At 51.0% G+C, this 25,418-nt stretch carries 22 protein-coding genes; 7 read left to right on the plus strand and 15 right to left on the minus strand.

Going from position 1 to position 25,418, the window contains the following annotated elements; translation table 11 throughout:
- The first annotated feature begins 2 nt into the window (after positions 1–2).
- Entirely contained in the window at positions 3–1,547 is a 1,545-nt protein-coding gene (locus VPR01S_RS04570) for a SpoVR family protein (RefSeq protein WP_021704137.1), read from the plus strand.
- A gap of 79 nt (positions 1,548–1,626) precedes the next feature.
- On the opposite strand, the gene kdsB is transcribed toward VPR01S_RS04570, so the two are convergent.
- From kdsB to VPR01S_RS04595, 5 genes are read right to left on the minus strand one after another with little or no spacing between them, the layout of a single operon-like run.
- The gene (kdsB, locus tag VPR01S_RS04575) at positions 1,627–2,379 is read right to left on the minus strand and encodes a 3-deoxy-manno-octulosonate cytidylyltransferase (protein ID WP_021704138.1); all 753 of its coding nucleotides are present in this window, start codon (positions 2,377–2,379) and stop codon (positions 1,627–1,629) included.
- A complete protein-coding gene (locus VPR01S_RS04580) occupies positions 2,379–2,558 on the minus strand; it encodes a Trm112 family protein (protein ID WP_021704139.1) in 180 nt (59 codons plus the stop codon). The genes kdsB and VPR01S_RS04580 overlap by 1 nt, the downstream gene beginning before the upstream one ends.
- Positions 2,539–3,546, minus strand: coding sequence for a tetraacyldisaccharide 4'-kinase (gene lpxK / locus VPR01S_RS04585; RefSeq protein WP_021704140.1), 1,008 nt, complete (start codon positions 3,544–3,546; stop codon positions 2,539–2,541). Before lpxK ends, VPR01S_RS04580 begins: the two co-directional genes overlap by 20 nt.
- A gap of 2 nt (positions 3,547–3,548) precedes the next feature.
- Complete coding sequence (gene msbA, locus VPR01S_RS04590; RefSeq protein ID WP_021704141.1) at positions 3,549–5,297, minus strand: lipid A ABC transporter ATP-binding protein/permease MsbA; 1,749 nt, start codon at positions 5,295–5,297, stop codon at positions 3,549–3,551.
- A gap of 33 nt (positions 5,298–5,330) precedes the next feature.
- Positions 5,331–7,268 (minus strand): DNA internalization-related competence protein ComEC/Rec2, encoded by a 1,938-nt coding sequence (locus tag VPR01S_RS04595; RefSeq protein ID WP_052035728.1) that lies wholly within the window; start codon positions 7,266–7,268, stop codon positions 5,331–5,333.
- 315 nt (positions 7,269–7,583) lie between these two features.
- Here VPR01S_RS04595 and VPR01S_RS04600 point away from each other — a divergent pair, with 315 nt between their 5' ends.
- A complete protein-coding gene (locus tag VPR01S_RS04600; RefSeq protein ID WP_021704143.1) occupies positions 7,584–8,093 on the plus strand; it encodes a DUF2062 domain-containing protein in 510 nt (169 codons plus the stop codon).
- A gap of 115 nt (positions 8,094–8,208) precedes the next feature.
- Here the strand turns inward: VPR01S_RS04600 and lolE are convergent, their stop codons facing one another.
- Genes lolE through lolC form a run of 3 tightly spaced genes read right to left on the minus strand, consistent with a single transcriptional unit; the run spans position 8,209 to position 11,341 of the window.
- Positions 8,209–9,453, minus strand: a complete 1,245-nt coding sequence (gene lolE / locus VPR01S_RS04605; RefSeq protein WP_021704144.1) for a lipoprotein-releasing ABC transporter permease subunit LolE — start codon at positions 9,451–9,453, stop codon at positions 8,209–8,211.
- Positions 9,454–10,140 carry a lipoprotein-releasing ABC transporter ATP-binding protein LolD gene (gene lolD, locus VPR01S_RS04610; protein ID WP_021704145.1) on the minus strand — a complete coding sequence of 229 codons (687 nt, stop codon included), beginning with the start codon at positions 10,138–10,140 and terminating at the stop codon, positions 9,454–9,456. It abuts the gene before it with no gap.
- On the minus strand, positions 10,133–11,341 hold the full coding sequence (gene lolC, locus VPR01S_RS04615; protein ID WP_021704146.1) for a lipoprotein-releasing ABC transporter permease subunit LolC: 1,209 nt from the start codon (positions 11,339–11,341) through the stop codon (positions 10,133–10,135). Before lolC ends, lolD begins: the two co-directional genes overlap by 8 nt.
- 177 nt (positions 11,342–11,518) lie before the next feature.
- Here lolC and VPR01S_RS04620 point away from each other — a divergent pair, with 177 nt between their 5' ends.
- The 4 genes from VPR01S_RS04620 to VPR01S_RS04635 are packed head-to-tail and all read left to right on the plus strand — an operon-like array spanning position 11,519 to position 16,940.
- Complete coding sequence (locus VPR01S_RS04620) at positions 11,519–12,088, plus strand: hypothetical protein (RefSeq protein ID WP_021704147.1); 570 nt, start codon at positions 11,519–11,521, stop codon at positions 12,086–12,088.
- Positions 12,089–12,096: 8 nt separating this feature from the next.
- A complete protein-coding gene (gene mfd, locus VPR01S_RS04625) occupies positions 12,097–15,558 on the plus strand; it encodes a transcription-repair coupling factor (RefSeq protein ID WP_021704148.1) in 3,462 nt (1,153 codons plus the stop codon).
- A gap of 54 nt (positions 15,559–15,612) precedes the next feature.
- Positions 15,613–16,362 (plus strand): peptidoglycan binding protein CsiV, encoded by a 750-nt coding sequence (locus tag VPR01S_RS04630; protein ID WP_021704149.1) that lies wholly within the window; start codon positions 15,613–15,615, stop codon positions 16,360–16,362.
- A gap of 41 nt (positions 16,363–16,403) precedes the next feature.
- A complete protein-coding gene (locus tag VPR01S_RS04635; protein WP_021704150.1) occupies positions 16,404–16,940 on the plus strand; it encodes a GNAT family N-acetyltransferase in 537 nt (178 codons plus the stop codon).
- 46 nt (positions 16,941–16,986) lie between these two features.
- On the opposite strand, the gene VPR01S_RS04640 is transcribed toward VPR01S_RS04635, so the two are convergent.
- From VPR01S_RS04640 to hinT, 7 genes are all read right to left on the minus strand, one after another.
- Positions 16,987–18,276, minus strand: a complete 1,290-nt coding sequence (locus VPR01S_RS04640) for an NAD(P)/FAD-dependent oxidoreductase (protein ID WP_021704151.1) — start codon at positions 18,274–18,276, stop codon at positions 16,987–16,989.
- Positions 18,277–18,702: 426 nt separating this feature from the next.
- The gene (gene ycfP, locus VPR01S_RS04645; protein ID WP_021704152.1) at positions 18,703–19,242 is read right to left on the minus strand and encodes an alpha/beta hydrolase YcfP; all 540 of its coding nucleotides are present in this window, start codon (positions 19,240–19,242) and stop codon (positions 18,703–18,705) included.
- Between the two features lie 97 nt (positions 19,243–19,339).
- Positions 19,340–20,194 carry a phosphotransferase gene (locus tag VPR01S_RS04650; RefSeq protein WP_021704153.1) on the minus strand — a complete coding sequence of 285 codons (855 nt, stop codon included), beginning with the start codon at positions 20,192–20,194 and terminating at the stop codon, positions 19,340–19,342.
- A 20-nt stretch (positions 20,195–20,214) separates the two neighbouring features.
- Positions 20,215–20,805, minus strand: coding sequence for a penicillin-binding protein activator LpoB (gene lpoB, locus VPR01S_RS04655; RefSeq protein ID WP_021704154.1), 591 nt, complete (start codon positions 20,803–20,805; stop codon positions 20,215–20,217).
- Between the two features lie 91 nt (positions 20,806–20,896).
- The gene (locus VPR01S_RS04660; RefSeq protein ID WP_021704155.1) at positions 20,897–21,286 is read right to left on the minus strand and encodes a YcfL family putative periplasmic lipoprotein; all 390 of its coding nucleotides are present in this window, start codon (positions 21,284–21,286) and stop codon (positions 20,897–20,899) included.
- Positions 21,286–22,680: a COG3014 family protein gene (locus VPR01S_RS04665; protein WP_021704156.1), complete on the minus strand. Its 1,395-nt coding sequence runs from the start codon at positions 22,678–22,680 to the stop codon at positions 21,286–21,288. The genes VPR01S_RS04660 and VPR01S_RS04665 overlap by 1 nt, the downstream gene beginning before the upstream one ends.
- 85 nt (positions 22,681–22,765) lie before the next feature.
- Positions 22,766–23,116 carry a purine nucleoside phosphoramidase gene (gene hinT / locus VPR01S_RS04670; RefSeq protein WP_021704157.1) on the minus strand — a complete coding sequence of 117 codons (351 nt, stop codon included), beginning with the start codon at positions 23,114–23,116 and terminating at the stop codon, positions 22,766–22,768.
- Positions 23,117–23,350: 234 nt separating this feature from the next.
- Between hinT and VPR01S_RS04675 the strand changes: the two genes are divergently transcribed.
- Positions 23,351–25,342 (plus strand): methyl-accepting chemotaxis protein, encoded by a 1,992-nt coding sequence (locus tag VPR01S_RS04675; RefSeq protein WP_021704158.1) that lies wholly within the window; start codon positions 23,351–23,353, stop codon positions 25,340–25,342.
- Positions 25,343–25,418 lie beyond the last annotated feature (76 nt).

Raw genomic sequence — 25,418 nt, forward strand, 5'->3', positions numbered from 1 at the left:
TTATGACAGCGACCACAAGAACAAAAGCGAAAAAAAACACTAAGTGCCTGCCGGATGGCCCCGATTGGACGTTCGACCTGCTTGAGCGTTATCACAAAGAGATCAAGCGGGTAGCCGAACACTACCGCCTTGACACCTACCCCAATCAGATTGAGGTGATCACGTCAGAGCAGATGATGGATGCCTATTCCAGTATTGGTATGCCAATCAATTATAATCACTGGTCGTTCGGTAAAAAATTCATTCAAACCGAACAAGGCTACAAACACGGTCAAATGGGACTGGCTTACGAAATAGTCATCAACTCGGACCCGTGTATCGCCTACCTGATGGAAGAGAATTCAGTAACCATGCAGGCGCTGGTTATGGCGCACGCCAGCTATGGACACAACTCCTTCTTTAAGGGTAATTATCTGTTCCAGGCCTGGACTGATGCCAGCTCCATCATTGACTACATGTTATTTGCGAAAAATTATATCGTCGAATGCGAGGAAAAATACGGTGTCACGGAAGTCGAAGCCCTGATCGACTCGTGTCACGCGTTGATGAATTACGGCGTGGACCGCTATAAACGTCCGGAAAAAATCTCCATTGCGGAAGAAAAAGCTCGTCAGGAAGAGCGTGAAGCGTATCTTCAATCTCAAGTCAACGAGCTGTGGCGAACCGTGCCAAAGTCTAAAATTAAAGCGGAAGATCAGAAGCAACGCTTTCCGAGCGAGCCGCAAGAAAACATCCTGTACTTCATTGAAAAACATGCTCCCCTGCTAGAGCCCTGGCAACGTGAGATCGTCCGGATCGTGCGTAAAATCAGTCAGTATTTTTACCCTCAGAAACAGACTCAGGTAATGAACGAAGGCTGGGCCACCTTCTGGCATTACACCATTCTGAACCATCTGTACGATGAGGGCCTGGTATCGGACAAATTCATTCTGGAGTTTCTCCATAGCCACACCAGCGTGGTCGCGCAGCCGCCTTACAACAGCCCGTATTTCAGCGGTATCAACCCTTACGCGCTCGGTTTTGCGATGTTTCGTGATATTAAACGGATTTGTGAAGAGCCGACCGATGAAGACAAAGAGTGGTTCCCGGATCTGGCTGGCAGTGACTGGCTGGAAGCCGTTCACTTTGCGATGCATAATTTCAAAGATGAAAGCTTTATCAGTCAATACCTGTCACCCAAGTTGATCCGCGACTTCAAGCTATTTTCCATTGTCGATGACGACCGGAAAAACTTCATTGAAGTGAGTGCGATCCATGATGAAATGGGTTACCGGCAGATCCGAGAAAAACTCGCTGCCCAATACAATCTCAGCAACCTCGAACCAAACATTCAGGTATATAACGTCGATGTTCGCGGTGACCGTTCTCTTACCCTTCAGTACGTTCCGCATAATCGCGTTCCACTGGATGAGAGCTATAACGAAGTGTTGAAACACCTTTACCGCTTGTGGGGATTTGACGTCATTTTAGAAGAGGTCAAAGATACCGGAAGAAGAGAGATTTTAGCCACGTGTCCGCAGCGCAATGACTACGACACCAAAATTTGAGTTTGTATATTGTCAAACTTAAGGTCACCCTCAAACCAATAAAAAGCTCCCTAGGGGAGCTTTTTATTATTGGATCGAATCACTTGGAGGCTACAATTTTGCGCACTGCATCCAAGTCCTCTGGGGTATCCACGCCCGCTGCTGGCGCTTCTTGCGCAACGGCCACATGGATTTTTTCGCCGTACCACAGCACGCGCAACTGCTCCAGAGACTCAATTTTTTCCAGCGCCGACGGTGCCCAATTCACATACGTGTTAATGAAACCAGCACGGTAAGCGTAAATGCCAATATGCCGCATCAGTGGCTGAGCAATATGTGCCGGCTGCGAAGAAAATTGGTCGCGATCCCATGGGATCGTGGCGCGGCTGAAATACAACGCGTAGCCGTCTTTATCAGTCACGACCTTAACCGCATTGGGATTGAACACTTCCGCTTCATCGCTAATTTCAACCGCCAGCGTTGCCATTGGCGCGTCACTGTTGGCCAAATTGTTGGCCACTTGAGCAATGATCGTTGGTGGGATCAGGGGTTCGTCGCCCTGAACGTTCACGATAATGTGTGAGGCATCGATTTTCAGCCGTTCAATCACTTCCGCCAGACGCTCGGTACCAGATTCGTGTTCGGCTGAGGTCATGCACACTTCACCGCCAAACGCTTCGACGGCTTGTTGTACACGTACGTCATCGGTTGCCACAACCACACGATCCGCCCCGGCTTGTCTCGCCTGCTCATAAACCCACTGCACCATAGGTTTGCCACCGATATCAGCAAGCGGCTTACCTGGTAAACGAGTAGACTGATAGCGTGCAGGGATAACAACGGTAAAAGCCATTATCTTCCCTCATCCATCGACATGGTGCGCGCTTCAGGCTCGAGCAATACCGGGATGCCATCTTTGATCGGATAGGCAAGACGATCCAGTTTACAGATAAGTTCCTGGCTGTCTTTATCGTAAGTCAGTTTGCCTTTACATACCGGGCAGGCAACGATCTCAAGCAGACGGTGATCCATATTGTTCCATAACCTCTTTAATTCGATTTAAGATTCGCAGCTCATCCTGTTCACTAAACCTGGCATCAACTGGTAAATACCACCAGTTATCCGCTGCAAATTCACGACATTTTACTGCGTCTTTTTCTGTCATTATGACGTTCGTCCCCTGGCTTGCAAGTGCTTCCAGCTCAGACGCTTGATATTCCTGATGATCCGCGAACCCTTTGGTTACGACCAGATCAGCGCCCAGCTTTTCCAGCGTGGCAAAAAACCGCGGCGGGTGACCAATACCGGCGAATGCCACCAGCGCTTTCAACTGACTAACCAAAGTTTTGTCGGCGTGCGTTAAGTTCACCGCCAGGCCCGGGCTAAGTGTCATTGCCATTTCACCCGGCTGCGGGTCACCACCGTTGTTGATGATAAAATCAACCTCTTCAAGACGATTGAGCGGCTCACGCAGTGGTCCTAACGGGATCAAAGACTGATTGCCATAACGGCGAGCACCATCCATAACACTGATCTCAATGTCACGCTGCAACGCATAGTGCTGCAGTCCATCGTCGGTAATGATGATATCAACGCCTAATGGCAGCAACGCGTCTACGGCGTCGCTACGTACCGGAGACACTGCAACGGGTGCCCCGGTGCGTTGTGCAATCAACTTAGGCTCATCGCCGCAGTGAATCGCTGGCGTTTCTGGCGTGACAACCAGAGGATACTGGGGCGCTTTAGCGCCATAACCACGGGACACCACACCGGGCGTATAACCTTGCTGTTGCAGACGCTCAACCAGCCACACCACCATCGGCGTTTTCCCATTCCCACCCGCGGTAATATTGCCAACGACCACGACCGGAACCGGTGCCCGATAACTGTGCTTTTTGCCGGATTGATAATCCTGTTTTCGTCCAGCACTGATATGGCGGTACAGCTGACTTAGCGGCCACAATAGTGGCCACAACAGATATTTGAGTGGATGATTTTCGTACCAGATTTTCTCAATCACGCTTACTCACCAAACTGAATACGATGCAACTGAGCATAGGCGCCATCTTTGGCTATCAACTCAGCGTGCGAACCACGCTCGATGATTTCACCCTCATCCACCACCAGAATCTCATCGGCGGCTTCAATGGTTGACAGTCGGTGAGCGATCACCAACACCGTTTTATCTTTTTGCAGCTCATCCAGCGCCATCTGAATCGCTTTTTCGCTTTCTGTATCAAGCGCCGAGGTGGCTTCGTCGAGAATCAGCACCGGCGAATCACGCAACAAGGCACGTGCGATGGCGATACGTTGACGCTGCCCGCCAGACAAGCTGGCGCCGTTTTCACCAATCATGGTGTCTAGGCCTTCGTCCAGATTGTCAATAAACTCCATCGCATGAGCCAGCTTGGCCGCCTGTTCAATTTGTTCACGGCTGTATTGCTCTTTCGCCGCATAGGCGATGTTGTTGGCGATGGTGTCATTGAACAAATGCACGTTCTGCGACACCAGACCAAAATGCTGACGCAGGTTAGTCAACTTGTATTCACGAATATCGTGGCCATCAAGCAGTATCGAACCAGAATCGACGTCATAGAAACGAGTAAACAGATTCGCAATGGTACTCTTACCTGAGCCAGACCGCCCAACCAGAGCCACGGTTTTGCCCGGTGGGATATTGAAACTGACATCTCGCAGCGCCGGTTTTTCTTTACCGCTGTACGTGAACGTCACGTGTTTCACTTCAATATCGCCACGCACTTGCTTGATTTCGTAATCACCGTTGTCCTGCTCCGTATCCAGATCGATCAGAGCAAACAGTGTTTGGCTTGCTGCCATACCGCGCTGGAATGTCGACGTCACGTTGGTTAGCGCTTTCAGCGGGCGCATCAAACCAAACATCGCCGAGAACACGACCGTAAATGTCCCCGGAGTGAGCGTTTCACGGATGGAGTCCACACTCGCCAAGAAAAGTACCGTAACCAGCGCAATAGAGGCGATAATCTGAATCACCGGGTTGGCGATAGCCTGCGCTGACACTAACTTCATTGAGTGCTGGCGCATGCGGTTACTGACTGAGTCAAACCGTGCGCTTTCGACATCCTGACCACCGTAACTCAGCACCACTTTGTGGCCTTTCAGCATTTGTTCAGCGGAAGTTGCAACATGGCCCATCGTGGTTTGCATGTTCTTGGAAATCTTGCGAAAACGCTTAGAAACGATCCCAATCGCCCAAGCGACCAGAGGCGCAACCACCAGCAGAACCAGTGATAACTGCCAACTGTTCCAAAACATCAGGGTCAGCAGACCAATGATGCTGGCACCTTCACGTACAATACTCACCAACGCTTTGCTGGTCGCTCCTGCCAGCTGCTCGGTGTCATAAGTGATGCGTGAAAGCAAGCCTCCGGTGGACTCTCTGTCAAAGAAAGACACAGGCATATGCATGAAATGATTGAATATTTTTCGGCGAAGTAGCATGACCACGTTGCCAGAAACCCAGCTTAGGCAATAGTCAGAAACAAAGCTACTCACACCGCGCACCAACATCATGCCAAAAATGATGAATGGCAGAATTTTGAGAAAATTGGATTGAGTGTCGCCAAACCCTTCATCAAGCAGCGGTTTGAGCAGAGAAACCATGTAAGTATCTGCGATAGCGTTGATCACCAGGGCGACAACCGCCACACCCAGTCCCGCTTTGTATAAGCGGATGTAAGTCCACAAGCGACGGAACGTCTGCCAGGTGGTCTCGTCTTGATTCAATGACATATACGAATGGTACTTTTGATTGTATTAATCTTCCTATTCTACTCGCTTCCGCAAGATATGCCTATACCAAGACTCGCTTTGTCGCAGGCTTTCCACCCGCCACTGGCCTTGCTCAACCAAGAGCGAAATTTGCCCATTGTGACCCGTGTCCAACCAAGTGGTACCCGCCGCCTGATAACGCGATACCACCTGATCCGCAGGCATTCCCCAGCGATTGTCCCGAGCTAAAGAGGCAAAAGCATAATGAGCCCCGACCGCATCGACAAACGGCTGGATTGACGAAGTTTTACTCCCATGATGCGGCACAATCACTATCTCACTGCGCAATAACTGCGGGTGACGGACCAGCATCCACTCGACCAGTGCATCAATGTCACCCGTCAACAACACCCTGACGCCGGAAACAGGATCGCTTAAGCGCAAGACGCACGAGTGCGAATTGTACGCGCGCATCACCCCTCGTTGCGGCCACAATACCTCAAAGTCCAGGTCGTTCCACCGCCAGGTTTGCTTAGCAATGCATGGTGAAAAAACGGGAGAGTCCTGGCTGGCACGAATCCAACCCGGTGACCATGCACGTTGAATCTGTTGCCAGCCACCCGAGTGATCGGAGTCCATGTGACTGAGAATCAGTCCGTCCAGAGAGCGAATATTGCGTTTACGCAGCAACGGCAAAATCACCGCATCGGCCATACTGCCGTTTTCCCACGCCAAACCGGTATCATAAACAATGGCCCGGCGATTTTTATCGATCACCACAGCGAGGCCATGGCCGACATCCAGGACATCCAGACGCCATCGGTTCACGCTTTGCGGCCTGTCGGCTAACCAGCCCGCCATCACACACAGCATCAACAGCCAGAGTCGCGCAGAGCCACTCAGCAAGGGCCACAACAGTGCCACGACAAACATCATCCCGAATCTCAGAATCCAAACCGCGTTGAGTGTCCACCAGAGCTCTCCCACCCAGTCAATCGCGTAGATAACCGGTTTCAGCGTCCAGGCAACGCCGTTCCAAAGCACCGTCGCTGTATCGGGTAGCACCGCACTGAACGTCAGCCCGGCTAAGGTTAAGGGCACAACAAAAAAGGAAAACCAGGGCACAAAAATGAGGTTATACAAAGCGCTGGCCGGGGTAATGCCATCGAAAAACCATAAACTGACTGGCAGCATACAAGTCACCAGCCAGAGTTGCATTTTCGTCAGCCTGATGAATAGGTTGTCAGTCACAGACTGGCGAGCCAGATAAGTGAACACCACCGTGACGGCGAGAAAGGATAACCAAAACGAGACCGCCAGCGAAGCCAGCGGATCCCACAGCAACACCAACGCAAGCGTCGCCAATATCCGCCCGACCAGACTCACCCGTAAGTTCAGCAACGAGAACAAGACATTGAGCAGACACATGATCAGCGCCCGTTCGGTGGGAAGCGAAAACCCCGCCAGCCAGGCATAACAAGCGGCCGCCACGCAGCCCAGGAGCCAGGGCAAGAATAGCGCACGATACGACAACCGCAACAACAGCGTGCCCATCATGAACCCGACGGAGAAAGCGATACCGATGTGCAAACCGGAAATGGCCACCAGATGTGCCAGCCCGCTATTGCGCAGCGACTGCCATAAGTCAGGCTCAATCTCACCTCGGTAACCAAACGTCAGAGCCAACAACAGTGAACGCTCCGGACTGACCGCTAACGATTGTCGAATCAGTGTGAACAGCCGGCTGCGCAGGTGATTGGATGATTCACTGAACCAGGATGAACCTTTAACAATCACTGCACGCGCCAACAAGCGCTGACTGAACGCGTAACGTTCGCGATCAAAACCGACTTCATTTCTGAGCCCGATCATACTCTTCAACGACACTTGCGCCGTCACTACCTCACCTGGCATTAGCGGACGCGGCGCAATCAACTGAACACGTGGCTGCTGAAAGTACGACAAGGGTTGGCCATTGATGGCGGTAATCACCACTTTTCCATCATATCCGTGACTTATTTGCTTAAAAAAGCTGTCAACGTCGGCTTTTATGGTAATATCCTGACCTGCTAGGAACAGAGAATCTGCTTGCCATCGCAGTACGTTGCCTTGAAAGAGGATAACGAGAATTGCAGCTAAACTTCCTGTCAGGCATCTTAACTTTCTGTACTTCAGACTTGTTATCAAGACGATCAGAACAGGGACACACCACAACCCACAGGGCAGGGTCAGCCAGTGTGGTGACGTTAAGAGTGTGAGACTGAACGAAGCTAACGTCCAATAATTTGATAAGAGAGTCATCGCCCCATGCCAAGAAAATTTATCAAGCGTTTCATGCCAGATCACGAGGTCATCAAACGTCAGAAGGCATTGAAAATTTTTGGCAATGTTCTGTACAACCCGAACCTGTGGTGTTTAAACCGCCGCTCTGCCGCCGGCGCATTTGCGGTCGGCTTATTCATGGCGTTTGTTCCGCTCCCCAGTCAGATGATCATGTCAGCCGGACTGGCGATTGCATGCGGTGTCAATCTGCCACTGTCCGTTGCACTGGTCTGGGTCAGCAATCCGATCACCATGCCGGTTCTGTTCTATTTTGCTTACAAACTTGGCGCCTGGGTGATGCATGTCCCGCCACAACCTTTTCATTTCGAACTTTCGTGGGAATTTTTGTTGCACCAGATGCAAACCATCGGACCGCCATTCCTGCTCGGCTGCATGATTTGCGGCGTGGTCAGTGCCATCGTGGGTTACTTTGGCATTAAAGGTTTGTGGCGCTACTCTGTCGTGAGAAGCTGGCAGAAACGTCAGCAACGGTAGTTCACCACCTCACGTGACAGAAGGCCGAAAACAGACAATTGCGATCAGGGATATTTTTCTGACTGCAAAAAGCGTTAAGCAAGTATGAAAAAAGGACCGTATGGTCCTTTTTTTGTTATTTACCACTCAGCACGCTGGCTGGGTTGAGCCGGCTCGCTCGTGACGCGGGATACCAGGTCGCCAGCAGGCTCAGTATGATGGCGGTTCCTGACACCAACACAACGTCGTCCAGATGCACCTGTGAGGGAAGAAAATCCACAAAGTAAATATCACCAGACAGAAACTGATGCCCAATCAGGCTTTCCAGAGCTTTCACCATCGGCGTAAGGTTGAACGCTACAGCCAGACCAATCACACTGCCAACAACACTCCCCAGTACACCGGAGAACACGCCTTGCCAGACAAATATGCGCTTAATTAACCCGTCAGTGGCCCCCATTGTGCGAAGTATCGCGATTTCTGATGCGCGATCTTTAACGGCCATCATCAGAGTCGAGACAATATTGAAGCACGCGACGCCAATCACCAATACCATTACCAGATACATAATGGTACGTACCAGCTGAATATCTCGATACAGGAAACCAAATTTCTGCTGCCAGCTGCGCAGATACACATAGACGTTAAGCGTATTTCCCGCCTCACGCACGATCTGAGTGGCGTTGAGGACATCGGACACTTTGACCGACACCCCGGTAACCGCACTGCCCATATTGGCGTACTGCTGTGCATCGACCAGAGGCACCATCGCCAGGTTATGATCGATCTGACCATTGAGCGCCAATAACCCTGCCACTTGCACCCGAACTCGCTTTGGTGCTTGCACCTGCTTGGTGGTATTGCTGGTCGGGATCATTAAGGTCAGGTAATCCCCCTTTTTCACGCCGAGATAATCGGCTACGCCCTGCCCCAAAATCGCCAGTTTCTGTCCCGGCTTAAATGCCTGCCAGGCAGACGGGTCGACGAACTCAGCAATTTTTGACACAGTCGCTTCACTTTGGGGATCCACGCCACGTACTTCTATCGCTTTGAGTTTTTGGCCTTTTTCTGCCAGTGCGGTAAATTTCACGTAGGGCGCTGCTGCGGTGATCTGTGGATGTTGTTCAGCCTGTTTGATCACCGAAGACCAATCTTCAATCGGGCTACGCACCCCTTCAAATTCGCCGTGAGGAATCACGGAAAGAACCCGATTTTCCAGCTCACGCTCAAAACCGTTCATGGCAGACAAACCAATGATGATCACCGCCACACCAACAGCGATGCCGATGGTGGAAGACAGCGAGATGAACGACACCATTTTGTTACGCTGTTTGGCGCGGCTGAAACGCCCGCCAATAAACAACGACAGGGAGGACAACACTTACGCCACCTCCACGTTCAGCAACAGACCATCTTGCATGTGCAACTGACGATCCATTTTCGCCGCCAGTTCACCGTCATGAGTGACGACAAGAAACGCGGTACCAGATTCCCTGTTCAGCTCACGCATCAGATCATAAATCGCCAGTGCGGTTTTATGGTCCAGGTTACCGGTAGGTTCATCGGCCAGCACCAGATCCGGCTTGTTGACCAAGGCACGGGCTATCGCCACACGCTGACGTTCCCCACCAGACAGCTCTGCCGGGCGGTGTTCCATCCGATGCCCCAGACCAACTTTTTCCAGCAACTCACTGGCCTGCTGTTTCGCATTGCTGACCTTAGCGCCACCGATCAACAGCGGCATCGCCACATTTTCGAGTGCACTAAAATCCGCCAGCAAATGGTGAAACTGATACACAAACCCCAAATGTTGATTGCGGATTTTGGCTTGTTTATTGGAAGACAGCGCCGAGAGATCGTGGCCAAGAAAAGTGACCCCACCCCGGCTCGCATCATCCAATGCGCCCAGAATGTGCAGCAGCGTACTTTTGCCCGATCCGGACGAACCGATGATCGAGACCAGCTCCCCTACTTGGATGTCAAAGCTGACGCCTTTTAAAACCTGTGTGTCCAACCCACCTTCCCGGTAGGTCTTACATACATCGTGACAGTGTAAAAGGTTATTCATATCTCAAAGCCTCAGCGGGTTTAACAGAAGATGCGCGGTAAGAAGGAAACAAGGTAGCCAGTAAGCTCAGTGCAACCGCCAGTAAAACCACGACCGAGATCTGCCATGGACTGATCATCACCGGCAGCTCTCCACCAATGGACAATAGCGCGACGCCCATGGTGTCGAGCAACGTATTCAGATTGGCAGCCAGTGCGACACCGAGGACACCACCGACAACCGCACCAATCACGCCGCTGCTTGCCCCCTGCACCATGAAAATCGTCAGGATTTGATTGCTGGTCATGCCTTGTGTTTTCAAAATAGCCACTTCCGACTGCTTCTCCATCACCACCATGATCAGCGCAGAGATGATGTTAAATGCTGCGACACCGACAATCAGCCCCAGCATCAAACCCATCATATTCTTTTCCATTCGCACGGCCTGAAATAACTCGCCGCGCTGCTCACGCCAGTCACTCCAGTGCCAGCCGTCCGGCAACGATTTGGTTGCCAGCTCACTGACGACAAACGGATCGTTAAAGAACAGGCGCCAGCCAGAAATGGTATCGGATTTTAAGCGCAATAGGCGACCTGCATCATGCAGGTGTGTCACCATTAGCTGGCCATCGACATCAGAGCCGGTATTGAAAATTCCGGCAACGGTAAAGTTACGTTGGCTCGGAATCCGGCCCAACGGGGTAAACTGACTGGCACTGGTAACCATCAGGCGGACTTTATCGCCCAGCGAAACGTTCAGGTTACGCGCCAGGGTATGGCCAAGGAAAACCTGATACTTACCCGGCTGCAACGCCGATATCCGGCCAGCTATCAGATAGTTTTCGATCGGGTCATCATCACCGGGCTCAATCCCAACCATCAAGCCTGCGCTCAACTCTGACGCGCTTTGAATGACCGCTTCACTGCGTACAATAGGCTCTGGCTTCTTTGCCGCTGACAACGAGGTAATAAATGCCGGCGGTTCGGCAGTATAGCTGGTGCGATCATCGCCTTGCGCAATCACAGCCTGAGGCAAGACACCAAGAATCCGGCTTTTAAGCTGTGCTTCAAAGCCATTCATGACCGACAGAACGGTCACCAACGCCATCACACCAATGGTGATGCCTGCGGTGGACATATAAGAAACAAACCGACTGAACCTGTCGCCTGAGCGCCCTCTCAGGTAGCGCAGACCGATAAAAGTCGAAATTGGGTGAAACATAACTAGTCAACCTAGATAAAAATTATCGCTACTGTAACGATTAATCTCGCGCATATGTAGCCCTATTTTGCCAATTCAGCGTTAAATTACGTAATTAAGTCTGTGAATAGTAACGACATACCTTGATAAGTTGACCGGTATGTCGATAATCAGATCATTAGACAAAGGAAGATACGTATGTCCGATCAAGAATATTTCACCGTCCATCATCACATGACCGCCAATGTTGAACCATTGGATGACGGTGTCACGCTTCCTTCCTGTAATGACTTCGACGCTGAAATTCCCGTTCCGTTCAAAGTGGCCAGTGAGTTTTGTCATCTTGAGCAAGCCAATGAACACGCTCGCCTGGATATGCAGAACAAAGATATCCGCCAAATCGTGGAACTGCTGGAAAATCAAAACGCCAAACTGAACCTGCTGCTGACGTACATGCTGTCACAACAGGATGATCCCAGGTATCGTTATACCACCGAGTCATTTGGTGCCAGTCAGTTTACGTTTCGTAGCGCACAAGCGATGCCAACTGACATGCAGGCCCGAGTGAAACTATTTCTGGAACATCCTTCGGCAGCGATCTATTGTTATGGCCGCGTAACGGGCTGTGACGCTCAGGAGAATGACTTCCTGATCACGATGAAATATGAACGCCTCAGAGACAGCGACCAGGATCTGCTGATTAAAGCCGCGCTTTTCCAACAACAAAAACTGTTGCGTCAGCGCTCTTTAACCCGAGAAAAACAATAAGCATTACCATGACTACATCCCACTTACTTGCTTTGGCCAACCCAAGCGGCGCCGGAGACAAAAAACACGTCGGCAATCTTCAGGGCGCCAGTCTGGCACTGGCGATCGCCGAGCTGGCAGCGCAACACAGCAGCCATACGCTGCTGGCGGTCCCGGATCCACAGACCGCCCTCAAATTGCAGCAGGAAATCGAACAGTTCAGTGAGAGTGAAGTCGCACTGTTTCCGGATTGGGAAACGCTGCCATACGACAACTTCTCACCACACCAGGAAATCATTTCAGATCGGATAGCCCGTCTGTATCAGCTGCCGACGCAAACCCGCGGTATCACCATTGTGCCGGTCAGTACATTGTTACAACGTCAGTCGCCGCGCGAATTTTTGATGCAGCATACGCTGATGGTCAAAACCGGCGATCTCTATTCTTTAGAGAAACTGCGCCTGCAACTGGAAAAGTCCGGCTACCGTCATGTCGATCAGGTCTTTGGTCCGGGCGAATACGCCAGTCGCGGTTCCATTCTGGATCTGTTTCCGATGGGATCGAGCGATCCTTACCGAATCGATTTTTTTGATGATGAGATCGATACGATACGGACTTTTGATCCGGAAACGCAGCGCTCCATTGAAGACATCGCGCAGATCCGTCTGCTGCCAGCACACGAGTTCCCCACCAGCGAATCGGCCATTGAAGAATTTCGGATTCGCTGGCGTCAGCGGTTCGAAGCTCGTCGCGAGCCAGAGTCAGTGTATATGCAAGTTTCCAAAGGCACCTGGCCAGCCGGGATTGAATACTGGCAACCGCTGTTCTTTGATCATAGTGAAACCTTATTCGACTACATCGCCGACGACAGCCAATTGATTGCCGTTGGCGATATCGAGTCTGCCATTGATACCTTCCTCAATGATGTCGATTATCGCTACGACCAGCGTAAGGTAGACCCACTCCGCCCTCTATTGCCACCGCATGAATTGTGGCTGAAGAAAGATGAACTGTACGCACAGTTCAAGTCGCTGCCGCAAATTGTGTTGTCCGCGGAGAGCGTCAGTGAAAAGGCCGGGCGAATCAATCCGCCTCTGGAAGCACTGCCGGAGCTGGCCGTACAGCATCAGAACAAAGAGCCTCTCGCAGCGCTGCGCCAGTTCAGTGAGTCCTTTAGCGGCAAACTGATCTTCTCAGTTGAATCGGAAGGACGCCGAGAAGCCCTGCTGGAGTTACTGCAGCGCATTAAACTGCGTCCTGTCGCTTGCGCATCATTGCACGAAGCGCTGCACAGCCCGGAACGTTTTACTCTGGTACTGGGCGCCAGCGAGCACGGCTTCATTCATTCTCTGGCGGACATCGCGTTTATCTGTGAAAGCGATTTACTGGGCGATCGCGTCATTCAACGACGTCGCAAAGACCGCAAAGTAACCAACAGTGACGCGGTTATCCGTAATCTGGCCGAACTCAAACCCGGGCAACCCGTGGTCCACATTGATCATGGTATTGGCCGCTACATTGGCCTGCAAACGCTGGAAGCGGGTGGCATGACCACCGAGTACGTAACGCTTGAGTATCAAAACGACGCCAAATTATATGTCCCGGTTGCGTCACTCAACCTTATCAGCCGTTATTCTGGTGGCGCCGAAGAAGCCGCACCACTGCATAAACTCGGCGGAGAAGCCTGGGCGAAGGCTCGTCGCCGCGCTGCGGAAAAAGTGCGTGATGTGGCGGCAGAGCTGTTGGATGTGTACGCCAAACGCGAGCTGAAACCAGGCTATAAGTTTGCGCTCGACCGCGGCCAGTACGCGACGTTCAAAGCCGGATTCCCGTTTGAGGAAACCGATGATCAGGCAATGGCGATTAACGCGGTAATGTCAGATATGTGCCAACCCAAAGCCATGGATCGTTTGGTGTGTGGCGACGTGGGTTTTGGCAAGACCGAAGTGGCGATGCGGGCGGCGTTTGTGGCCACCGACAATGGCAAACAAGTGGCCGTGTTAGTACCGACCACACTGCTGGCACAACAACATTTTGAAAACTTCCGCGACCGATTTGCTAACTTGCCCATCCGGGTCGAAGTACTGTCACGATTTAAATCGGCCAAAGAGCAGAAACTGATTCTTCAAGACATTGAAGACGGGAAAGTCGATCTGGTGGTTGGCACACACAAGCTGCTTTCGAGCGATATTCGTTTTAAAGACCTCGGCCTGTTGATCGTAGACGAAGAACACCGTTTTGGAGTGCGCCAGAAAGAAAAGATGAAAGCGATGCGCGCTGACGTCGATATTCTGACTCTGACCGCCACCCCTATCCCACGGACCCTCAACATGGCGATGAGTGGCATGCGCGACCTGTCGATTATTGCAACGCCACCGGCGCGGCGTCTGGCCATCAAAACCTTTGTGCGTGAGCGGGACGACAGCATCATCCGCGAAGCGGTTCTGCGTGAGATCATGCGCGGTGGCCAGGTTTACTTCCTGCATAATCAGGTTGACACCATAGAAAAAGTAGCCGCTGACCTGGAAAAACTGATCCCCGAAGCGCGTATTACCACGGCTCACGGTCAGATGCGCGAACGCGAGCTGGAACGCATCATGAATGATTTCTATCACCAGCGCTTTAATCTGCTCGTATGTACCACCATCATTGAAACTGGCATTGATGTGCCGACCGCCAACACGATCATCATGGATCGCGCCGATCACCTCGGCCTGGCTCAGTTGCACCAACTGCGTGGCCGCGTCGGTCGCTCGCACCATCAGGCTTATGCCTATCTGTTGACTCCACACCCGAAAGCCATGACCAAAGACGCGATCAAAAGGCTTGATGCGATCGCCTCTTTGGAAGATTTGGGCGCCGGCTTCACGCTGGCAACACACGATCTTGAAATCCGCGGAGCGGGTGAATTACTGGGCGATGAGCAGAGCGGACAAATCCAGTCGGTCGGCTTCACCCTGTATATGGAGATGCTGGAACAAGCAGTCGACGCTCTGCGTGAAGGCAAAGAGCCCTCTTTGGATGAGTTGCTGCGCGAGCAGACCGAAGTCGAAATGCGCTTACCCGCACTGTTGCCCGATGATTATATTCCGGATGTGAACACGCGCCTGTCGATGTACAAACAAATCGCCAGCGTGTCGAGCAATGAAGAATTGGAAGAGCTGAAAGTAGAACTGATAGATCGCTTTGGCTTGCTGCCGGACGCGACCAAAAATTTGCTTTCTGTCACTGAACTCAAGCTGGACGCGGCCATGCTGAAAGTGAGAAAGATTGAAGCGCACGATAAGGGTGGCTTCATCGAGTTCTATCCGGACGCTGACATAAATCCAGTGTTTTTGGTTAAACTATTGCAATCACAGCCACAAAAATTTGCGATGGAAGGCCCAACCAAGTTTAAGTTTGCGGTACCATTGGTCGACAGACGCAAGCGTATCCAATTTGTTTCAGATATGCTGACTGAGTTTCAACAAAACTTGTTGCCCAGCGCATAACAGATAAGTATCCAAGTTTAAATTCAGGTGCCCTGCACCTACGACGGAGTCGAAATGAAAAAGCTGATCCCACTACTACTCTTTTTTGTCTCTTTGCCGACCATGGCCCGACAATTTGATATAGAAGTGATCATATTTAAGCGTACCGTGAATGCGGAACAGACCACGGAATCCTGGCCTGATCAACTGCCGGTTATCAGCATGGACAACGCTGGCAACTTGAACGATGCCAACTATCGCGCTCAAAAAGGCGTGCAGCTGTTACCAAGCTCTTCGTACCGCCTTAATCCACAAGAGCAAGCTCTGCGCAACCACGCTGGCTTCCAGGTGCTGATGCACACCGCATGGCGCCAGAGCGGTCGGGGTCGCCTATCTGCACCGGTTTTTCATATTCAAGGCGGCAAGAACTACTCTAGCCAGTACAACGTAGATGGTAGCCCGAAAGGCAGCACCGCACTCACCAGTATTGACGGTGTCAGCGAAGAGACTCAAAACGGCCCGGTTTACCAACTGGACGGCAGAATGCAGGTGTATGTGGAACACTATCTGTATGCCGATGTGATGCTGGACGTCAAAGAGCCGGTGGTCAAAGAGATCATGCTACCGCAAAAGCCCATGGCGGAATTTGACAACGGGGACACCGTACAGGTTGGCAACCTGGAAGACGTCACACCAACGGTTGAAGAACTTAAGTTCCTGAAGAGCTACCGCATGGATCAGAAACGTCGCATGCGCAGCGGCGAGATCCACTATCTGGATAACCCATTGATGGGCATGATTATCCAGGTTCGTCGCGCAGGCTAACGTATTCGCCCTCTCTGGAGGGCGATTATTTATCGAATACCATGAGCCCGGATTTCCAAATCATCTCATCCCGTCTGGTTCTCAAGCTAATTGAACCCGACCAGACTCAGACACTTTGCCACGCCATTCAACACTCCCCTTCCCTGCATCAATGGGTTGATTGGTGTCGCGCCGATTTCAGTGCCAAAGAAGCCGAGCGTTTCCTGCTCGCCACCCGACTTAACTGGGTCAAAGGCGAAGCCTATGGGTTTGGTGTTTTCCGCCGCTCTGACGATCAACTGCTTGGCATGGTGGCCATCAACGAGATGTATCATACCTTCAATATGGTCAGTTTAGGTTACTGGATTGCTGACGCCCATCAGGGCAACGGATACGGCAGTGAAGCGCTGCAGGCACTGATTCATTTTTGCTTTGAAAAATTGAAAGTCACCCGAGTCGAAATTGTGTGTGACCCAGCCAACCTGCCCAGTCAGAAACTCGCTCTGGCGTGTGGTGCTCAGTATGAAGTGACAGCCCAAAATCGCTACGTGTTCAATAATCAGCCGAGAGAGGGTATGGTGTTCTCAGTACTGCCTTAATTAAAGGCCTGACCCACAAAAAAGAGCTCCGAAGAGCTCTTTTTTATTAATGCAATTTGAGGGTCGGACGTAGCACCCGGTTGATCCTGCCCATTAGCACAATCAGCGCCGTTTTGAAGAACCCATGCAGCGCCATCTGGTGCAGTCGATACAGTGAAATGTACACTACCCGCGCAATGCGACCTTCAACCATCATCGAGCCTTTGGTCAGGTTGCCCATCAGGCTACCGACCGTTGAGAAACGGCTGAGTGAAACCAAAGAACCTTTATCTTTATAGATATACGGCTTCATCTCACGCCCACTGAGCTTGGCAACAATGTTGCTGAATGCGCGGCTGGCCATTTGGTGCGCAGCCTGAGCTCGCGGTGGTACAAACGAACCATCCGGCTGCGTACACTGAGCCAAATCACCGATCACGAAAATGTCGTCATCACGTGTTGTCTGCAGCGTCTCTTTGACCACCAGTTGGTTGATCCGGTTGGTCTCAAGGCCACCAATATCTTTGATGAAATCCGGTGCCTTAATACCTGCCGCCCAGACCATAATCTGAGCTGGGATCTTCTCGCCGTCTTTTGTCACTAGGCCATCAGCCTCGGCCTGAGTGATCATCGTCGCCGTGCGTACGTTTACGCCCAGCTTAGTCAACTCATGATGCGCCGCGGAAGAGATTCGAGGTGGCAATGCAGGAAGAATACGTTCACCAGCTTCAATCAAATTAACGTTCAGTTTACTGGAGTCCAGATCGCCGAAACCGTAATTGTGCAGCTCTTTGATTGCGTTATGCAGCTCAGCTGACAGCTCTACGCCAGTCGCGCCACCGCCAACAATCGCAATGTCCACGGTGCCATGGCCTTCTTTGGCATGCAACTTAAGGAATTCATTATTCATTTCCGTGCGGAAACGACTTGCCTGCTCTGGGCTGTCGAGGAAGATACAGTGCTCACGTACACCTGGCGTGTTAAAGTCGTTTGACGTCGAGCCAATCGCCATCACCAGAATGTCGTATTCCAATTCACGTCCGGGCATCAGCAATTCATTGTTGCTGTCGCGCAGCTCGCTCAGGGTGATCACTTTTCGTTCACGGTCGATATCGGCCAGACTGCCCAGTTGGAAGTCAAAGCTGTGATTCTTGGCATGCGCCAGATAGCTCAGGGCATCCACGCCTTCATCCAGAGAACCGGTCGCCACTTCGTGCAACAAGGGTTTCCACAAGTGACTGGCTTTTCGATCCACCAGGGTGATTTTTGCTCGTTTTTTGCGCCCTAGGGTTCGCCCCAGTTTGGTTGCCAGTTCCAGGCCACCAGCGCCACCGCCTACAACGATAATTCGCGTCACAGTATTGATCCTCTAAAAATGTCGATAAATGGGTGTCGGCCCGAGGCCAAAGGCTGCATGATGGATAAACAGCAACCGGCGCTCCAACCGATAAAATTTTTAAAATTTGTCTTTCTAGAGATAAGCAACGACACGCAATGGAGTAAAAGCGAGACCCAAGCTCAATTTTCGGCAAGTTTCTGTCTTGCTCTCAAATTTTGTTGATATTTATCAAAATATTTATAGTAAAGTCATTATATAGAGCAAAATTCACTGCGCAACCTTATATTGCATGAAATTCACTAGCCTTGGTAGGGATATAACGGATAAAGAAGTAAATTGCATGAAAGTTCTGCAATTTCTGTCTGAATGGTGTGATGCGTCAGGGAAAACCGGAACGAGCCTGCGAGGGAGCAACCCTCGCTAAGCAATTAATACGACAGGATATTAAGCTTGTTTGAATGCTTTCATTGCCTGAAGATGTTGTGAGATTTTCTTAAATTTATGCGTCTGAGTTTCATCCCAGACGATGTCGTAATACGCCTCAAGCTCACTGGCCGTTTTGCGGTTATCATGCACCTCGTCTTGTTGGGACAATATCACCAGGCAACGGCTTTGATTTTTGTGGCGAAAATCGCTCACACATTTGGTCGCGATGTCTTCATACTCCTCCGGCCGATCAATGCGCCCCTGCATCGTGATCTCAGGATGCAGATTGGGATTAAACATCACCTGTTTGATGCCGCACAAGAAACCAATGCGCTCTGACCAGTATCCCCCCAACCCCACGCCACAGATCATAGGCTCAGTGTCGCCGGACTGCTCAATGACTTTGTGCACTTCTTTCAGCAAATGCTGCATATCATGTTTCGGGTGCAAAGTGCTGTAGTTGATGAACCGGACATCATCATCGATAAATTGCAGTTGCAGTACTTTCTCGTGATTACCCGGACTGGTGGAGTCAAAGCCGTGTAGATAAATAATCATGTGTGTGTCCTCCCTGAACACCCAATTTATCACGAATGTTGTGCGTGAAAAGGCTAAGCCCCTATTTTTTATAAGTCATTAAAGACAAACAGTGATCTCAACTGCAAAACGACGCTTCCAACTGCTGCGCTGCCAGACCATAGCTTTCTTCCCCCCAGAGCTGGTGAGCCAATAGATACCAGAGCATTGCCATCATCTGTGTTCGTGGCTGCCAGGCCATCACGCCTTCTACCCAATCATCCCACTCTTGTATGTCCCGCTGTTGGCAATATAACTGGATGGCTTCCAGCATCGGTAAGTCCGCCGCACCGATGGTCAGGGTAAGATCCAATCTCGGATCGGCCAGTGACGCGTACTCCCAGTCGATTACTCGCGTCCCGGTCTGGGTGGAAACCAAGTTGTAACCGGCCAAATCGAAATGGCACAACACTTTACCTACATCCCGCAGATTTGGCGCGCTGCGCCAACGTTGATAGATATCCGTCACGCGCTCAGTTTTGCGCTCGCTGTCTAGCTGCATCCAGTAATGGTCAACACGTGCTGTAAAGTTAAAAGGCGCAACGGGAATGCGATGAATGTCCAGATCATGCACTGCGGCCAGTGTCTCTACCAAGCTGGCGACCGCCATACCCTGATGTAAGGCTTCGCCGTCAACCCATTCGACCAGCAGTCCCTGGTCATTGACCAGCGAAGGCGCAGGTGCAATGCCCGAGGGCTCAATGGCTTTAAGAATCTGATATTCCTGATGGCGTGAAATGGAAAACGCCTTAGTGATTGGGGTGATAGGCCGCCAGACGTACGCCTGACCAGAGGGAAGCACCACTTTCCAACAACGATTAGTCAGGCCCCCGGTCAGTGTTTGAGCGAACTCAGGGGCCCGATGAAAGAACGAATCTAAACTAACCAGAGACGTGTCGAGCTGACACGCCTCTTTCCATGACATCCTTGCCATCGGCGAGATCCTAGCAATGATTACAGACCCAGCAAACTCTTCGATGCCTGCTTACGAATTTCTGTTTCGTCCGCCCATTCAATCAGACCCGTTTCCAGATCCATCAAACGCATGGTCATTTTGTAGTAGACGTCTTTGTCACTACCTGCAGACTTCACGATGCTGGACAGGTTGCCGTACAACATGTACTGCGCGCCGACCATTTTACCAAACTGAATCGCGGTGCTTTGGTTCACCAGTTGATCGTTGTTCTGGAAGTTCAGTTGCTTACGTACCGATTCCACACGATCCATATCCACAAAACGGAACTTACCCGAATTCAGCATTTTTGTGCTGATGGTGTCTGTGATGGACTCGGTATCAATGTGCTCGCTGGTTTTGTTCTTGATGCTGTCAACAAACGCGATGGGACGAGAGTTGCTGGTGATTGCCGCCACTGAACCGGAAGACAACATACTGTCTACCATCTCACCGGCAATTTTCTGCAGATCCGTCGAACCAAAATCGATGGTGGTTGTTTCTACAGCCTGTGCATCACCATAGCTGACGCGGTTCGAACAACCGCCCAGAATCACGGCCAAACCCAGTAATGCAATTACACTCTTTTTCATGTTGGTTCCTTTCTCTACCAATTCGTACCATTACAGTACGTCTCAAAACAGTTCAGGCATCTCATCAGTGAGTGCCTGGATACAAAATTGATTAATCGTCCGCTTCACGGATCTGAACGCGGAATTGGGTTCCGTTTGGATTCACAGACACTTCTGAGATAGTGACGGTTTCCATACCACGCACAATGGCTTGCTTCCACGGACCAAGCTTGTTGTTAACTTCAAGGCCGTCATTGTCGTACCAGTAGAAACGATATTGAATGTGTTGATCGCCTTTGTACTGGCTTGCCAAACGTACGATGCCACGGGCATGACCATCGACTTGCTTGGTAGTAATGTCTTCTACGTTAAGTCGACCACCCAACACATTGTCACCAAACAGGACCGTCTGAGACGCGCCGTCGACTCTCAACCCGGCCGTATTACTGGCACATCCCATCATCAGCACAGCTGCCAACGCAGCGAAAAGCCATTTTTTCATCATAGTTTTCCTAGTTGCTTATGCCAGATCGTAGCGTTACCGCCCTGGCGTGAAATCCATACCAATGCGGTCTGACCCGCTTCAACATTAAACTGATACTGTTTACCATCCACACTGAGTGTTTGGGTACCCGGTGTCACATATCGACTGCCACTGAGCACCGCTCCCGGCAGGGTCAGCCAACTGCGCGTATCCGGCTGCTCAGTCAACGTATTCCAGACGTTGAAAATCAGATTCCCGACATCATCGCCTTTCTTGGTTGCTTCTTTTCGCAGTCTGTCTTTCGCCCAGACCCGCAGTGCCTGACGAATCACCATGGCCGGAATCCGCTCGGACAGGTCACGCTGCGCCATCAGGTTGACGTCCGTCAGTAAGTGACCACTGACCGATTGACCGTCAATAGTGTAACGACCCAAGGTGGGGATCGGTTGAGCGGGGTAATACGGCAGCGCGAGAGAATACAGCCCCACGTTGTCCCGACTGTCATAAATCGGTAAAGTCAGTCGCCAGCTTTGCATCGCCTCGACAACCCCTTGCTCTTCAATGAATAACACCCGAGATTTTCCGATCGGCATGGCTTTGTGTTTGCCGTAGCGTTTTTCCATCAAAGACACGTCCTGACGCATTCCTAACCGGCGACCAACCCGCATTGCCCCATCAATGACATCGCGATTGTCTGGCATCACCGCCAATGCACGGCGATAGTCAACCCAAGCGTCATTGAGGTTGTTGGCGGTTTCGTACAGCAGCGCCGATAAATACAACAAATAGCCGTTTTGTACCGCCTGAAGCTGCTTACCCGCATCGGGGTAGTTCGACAGTACACTTCCCAGATTAGGAGAAAGCCCCTGAGACTGCATCTCTTTGGCCGCAGATTCGAGTTCTTTTTCACGCTCTTTGCGTGCTTTTTCCTGAACCTGATTACCGCGACGCATTTCCACCAGAGCCCCTTCCAGGCTGTTCTGTTGCAGGTAATTCAACCCCAGATACAGATGTAAAAACCCCAGTTCATAATCGGCAGGCCGATAAATGTTAAGATTATCGTTCACCGCGATAGAGCCGACATTGGTTGCGGTGTCCGAGACCGAAATCACCGCTTTATCCTGTTGCACCTGAACCGCTTTGTCACTGGCCTCCAGGCTGGATTTACTCTGCTCATACTGCGCATTGAGGAAATACACCCGACCTTTCTCCATGTTGTCGAGTATCTCACCCGCCACTTGGTTCAGCAGTTCCTCTTCCGCTTTTTGATACTGGCCACTCTTCACCGCTTGATACATGTCCTGATTTTGTGCGCTGTAGTGGCTGAACAGATTGCCAGCGGACAAATTCGTACACGAAGACAACAACAGTGAAGATGACAGCACCAGAGCGAGTCGAATCTGACTTAGCAATTCAAACTCCGTAACACTTACTTATGGTTCTCATATTGAGCCCGGAAAGACTCCCGAGCTCCGCAACACGGGCATCAGATGCCAATCAGCTCATCAACATCGGCCCCAGCGGGCGTCCACCCAGCAGGTGCATATGGATGTGATACACCTCCTGACCACCATGTGAGTTACAGTTCATAATCAAACGGTAGCCATCCTCGTCAATCCCTTCCTCTTTAGCCAGTTGGCGGGCGACCGTAAACATACGACCGAGCGCCAACTCATCCGCTTCCTCAACTTCATTCACCGTAGGAATCAGTTTGTTTGGGATGATCAGAATGTGACTTGGAGCTCGGGGATTAATATCACGGAAAGCGGTCACCAGATCGTCCTGGTAAACCACATCGGCCGGGATTTCGCGACGAATAATTTTGCTAAAAATGGTTTCTTCAGCCATGAAGCGCTCCATTATGAGTTGGATTGGATATCAGTATGCCGATAAGTATGCTTGAAGGCTTAAAAAAGCTCAATAAAAACAGTGTTCACTTAACAGAATCATCAATCCTTCCGCAAACACAAACTAAAACTGTCTTGTACGTCATAAAACGCGTGAATCGTTCTCAATACAATGTTGATTGTTTTGTTACTTTTTTAAGACAGCGATTGTCTTTTTTAATTCAGGGAGAGTTTTATGAAGGGTTCTGTGATAAGGCGGATGTACGCCGGATTCACGTTGATCATTATTCTGTTTATCATTTCCAGCGCCATGATGATGGCCGGAATGAATCAGATTCAGTCGTACTTCCAGTCGGTCTCTAAGACCTCATTGCCTCTAGTCTCATTGTCCAATCAAACCAGTGTCAGTCTGCTCTCTGCGGACAAATCCTTTAAAGACTTTCTGACCACTCAGAATCCGGAGCGGATGGCGGAACGACGGAACGATTTTCAACAGGCCAGCGACCAGCTAGGCCAGGCGCTGGATCAACTGAAACAAGCCAGTCTCGGAGATAACGAGCTGGAAACCCGTATCGCTCAGTTGGAAGAGATGAAGCAACGTTACGTCACCGAAGCCAACGAAGCCATGGATAACTATCAGGCGATGTTCAAAGCGCAGGAAGACGTGCAGAAATCGACCCGGCGCTTCCAAAGGCTGCACTCTGAACTGAGCGTGGGCATGAAAGACTACGTGGATGATCAGGACAGTATTTCGGTCAAAGTCATGGCCAAGAGCTACTTCATCAAATTAAAAGACGCCGAAGTCGTCACCTCAGATGCGCTGGCGAGTTCCGATCCTGCGTATGTGCTGGAAGCGGTGAACAAAAATAAAAAAGCCGTCACTCACTTGAATTACGCCTATCGTGGCCTGGCGACTCAAATGCCGGAAATCAAGAAGGCCTTCGACGAAGCTGTCCAGCAATTTACTACTGATATCGGTATGAAGGGCGGCGTGCTGGATCAGCACAACGATTATCTGCAAGCCAAAGCTGCGCTGTATGACAACATCGCGAATCTGGCGGTAGAAGTCGACCAGGCTATGACGATTCTGGAATCCTTTAACCAACGAGCCACTGAGCACCTGAATCAATCATTGACTCTGGCCAGCGACATTTACGAGCAAGGCGTAGTTAAAGCCATTGTGATTGGCATTGCAATTGTGCTGTTTGCCGCCGGTATTGGTTATCACATCGCTCACAGCGTCCGTGAGCCGTTGACCCGTATCTTGAAAACACTGGAAGGCCTCACCGATGGTGACATGACCAAGCGTATCGACATTCGCTACAACAACGAATTCAGCCGGGTCAGCGGGCACATCAACTCGTTGGCGGATAACCTGCACGATATTCTGGTCCGGCTCAACGATGCCTCCGACAACCTCACTACAACGGCTAATACCAACCAGCACACATCAACCAGTGCTCAGCAGCAATTGAGCAATCAACGCGAACAAACGGCCAGCGTGGCAACGGCCATGACGGAAATGGCGCACTCGGTGCAAGAAGTGGCTCAGAGCGCACAAAGCTCTCAGCAGATGGTCGAGCAAGTGGAAAACGCGTCGGAATCGGGCCGTCAGGTAATGAGCACCAATATCACGACCATCAATCAGCTCGAGTCCCGCCTCAATGAGTCGGTGCAGGCCGTCGGTGAACTGCAGCGCATGAGCAGTCAAATCGGGTCGATTCTGGACGTTATCCGCAACATTGCTGAGCAAACCAACCTGCTGGCTCTCAATGCGGCTATTGAGGCAGCGCGTGCAGGCGAACAAGGACGAGGGTTTGCCGTGGTGGCAGACGAAGTCCGGGTTCTTGCCCAGCGCACGACAGAGTCCACCAGCGAAATTGAGAGCATGATCAGTAATCTGCAAACCAGCTCAAAAACCGCCGGCCAAGTGATTGAGAGCTGTATGACCGACATGGAGTTGTCGGTTGAACAAGCCTCGAATGCCAACAGTGCCATGGAAGAAATTCAGGCGCTGATCATCGAAATCAGTCACATGAGCAGCTACATTTCACAGGCGGCGGCAGAGCAGAGTCAAACCACATCCGGCATCGCTCGCAGCATTGAAGAAATCAACCTGATCGCCGACAGCAGCTATCAGGCTATGTCCGAAATTGCACAAACCAGCGCAAGCCTTACCTCTCTGGCCAATCAACAGGGTGAATTGGTTCACCGATTTAAACTGTAAACGTACTGTCAATTCTCCTCAAAGAGCGGTTTTTTGTGAAACCGCTCTTGTTTTTTATGGTCTGCAACTTTATATG

This window comes from Vibrio proteolyticus NBRC 13287 (genome assembly GCF_000467125.1).
GTDB lineage: Bacteria > Pseudomonadota > Gammaproteobacteria > Enterobacterales > Vibrionaceae > Vibrio > Vibrio proteolyticus.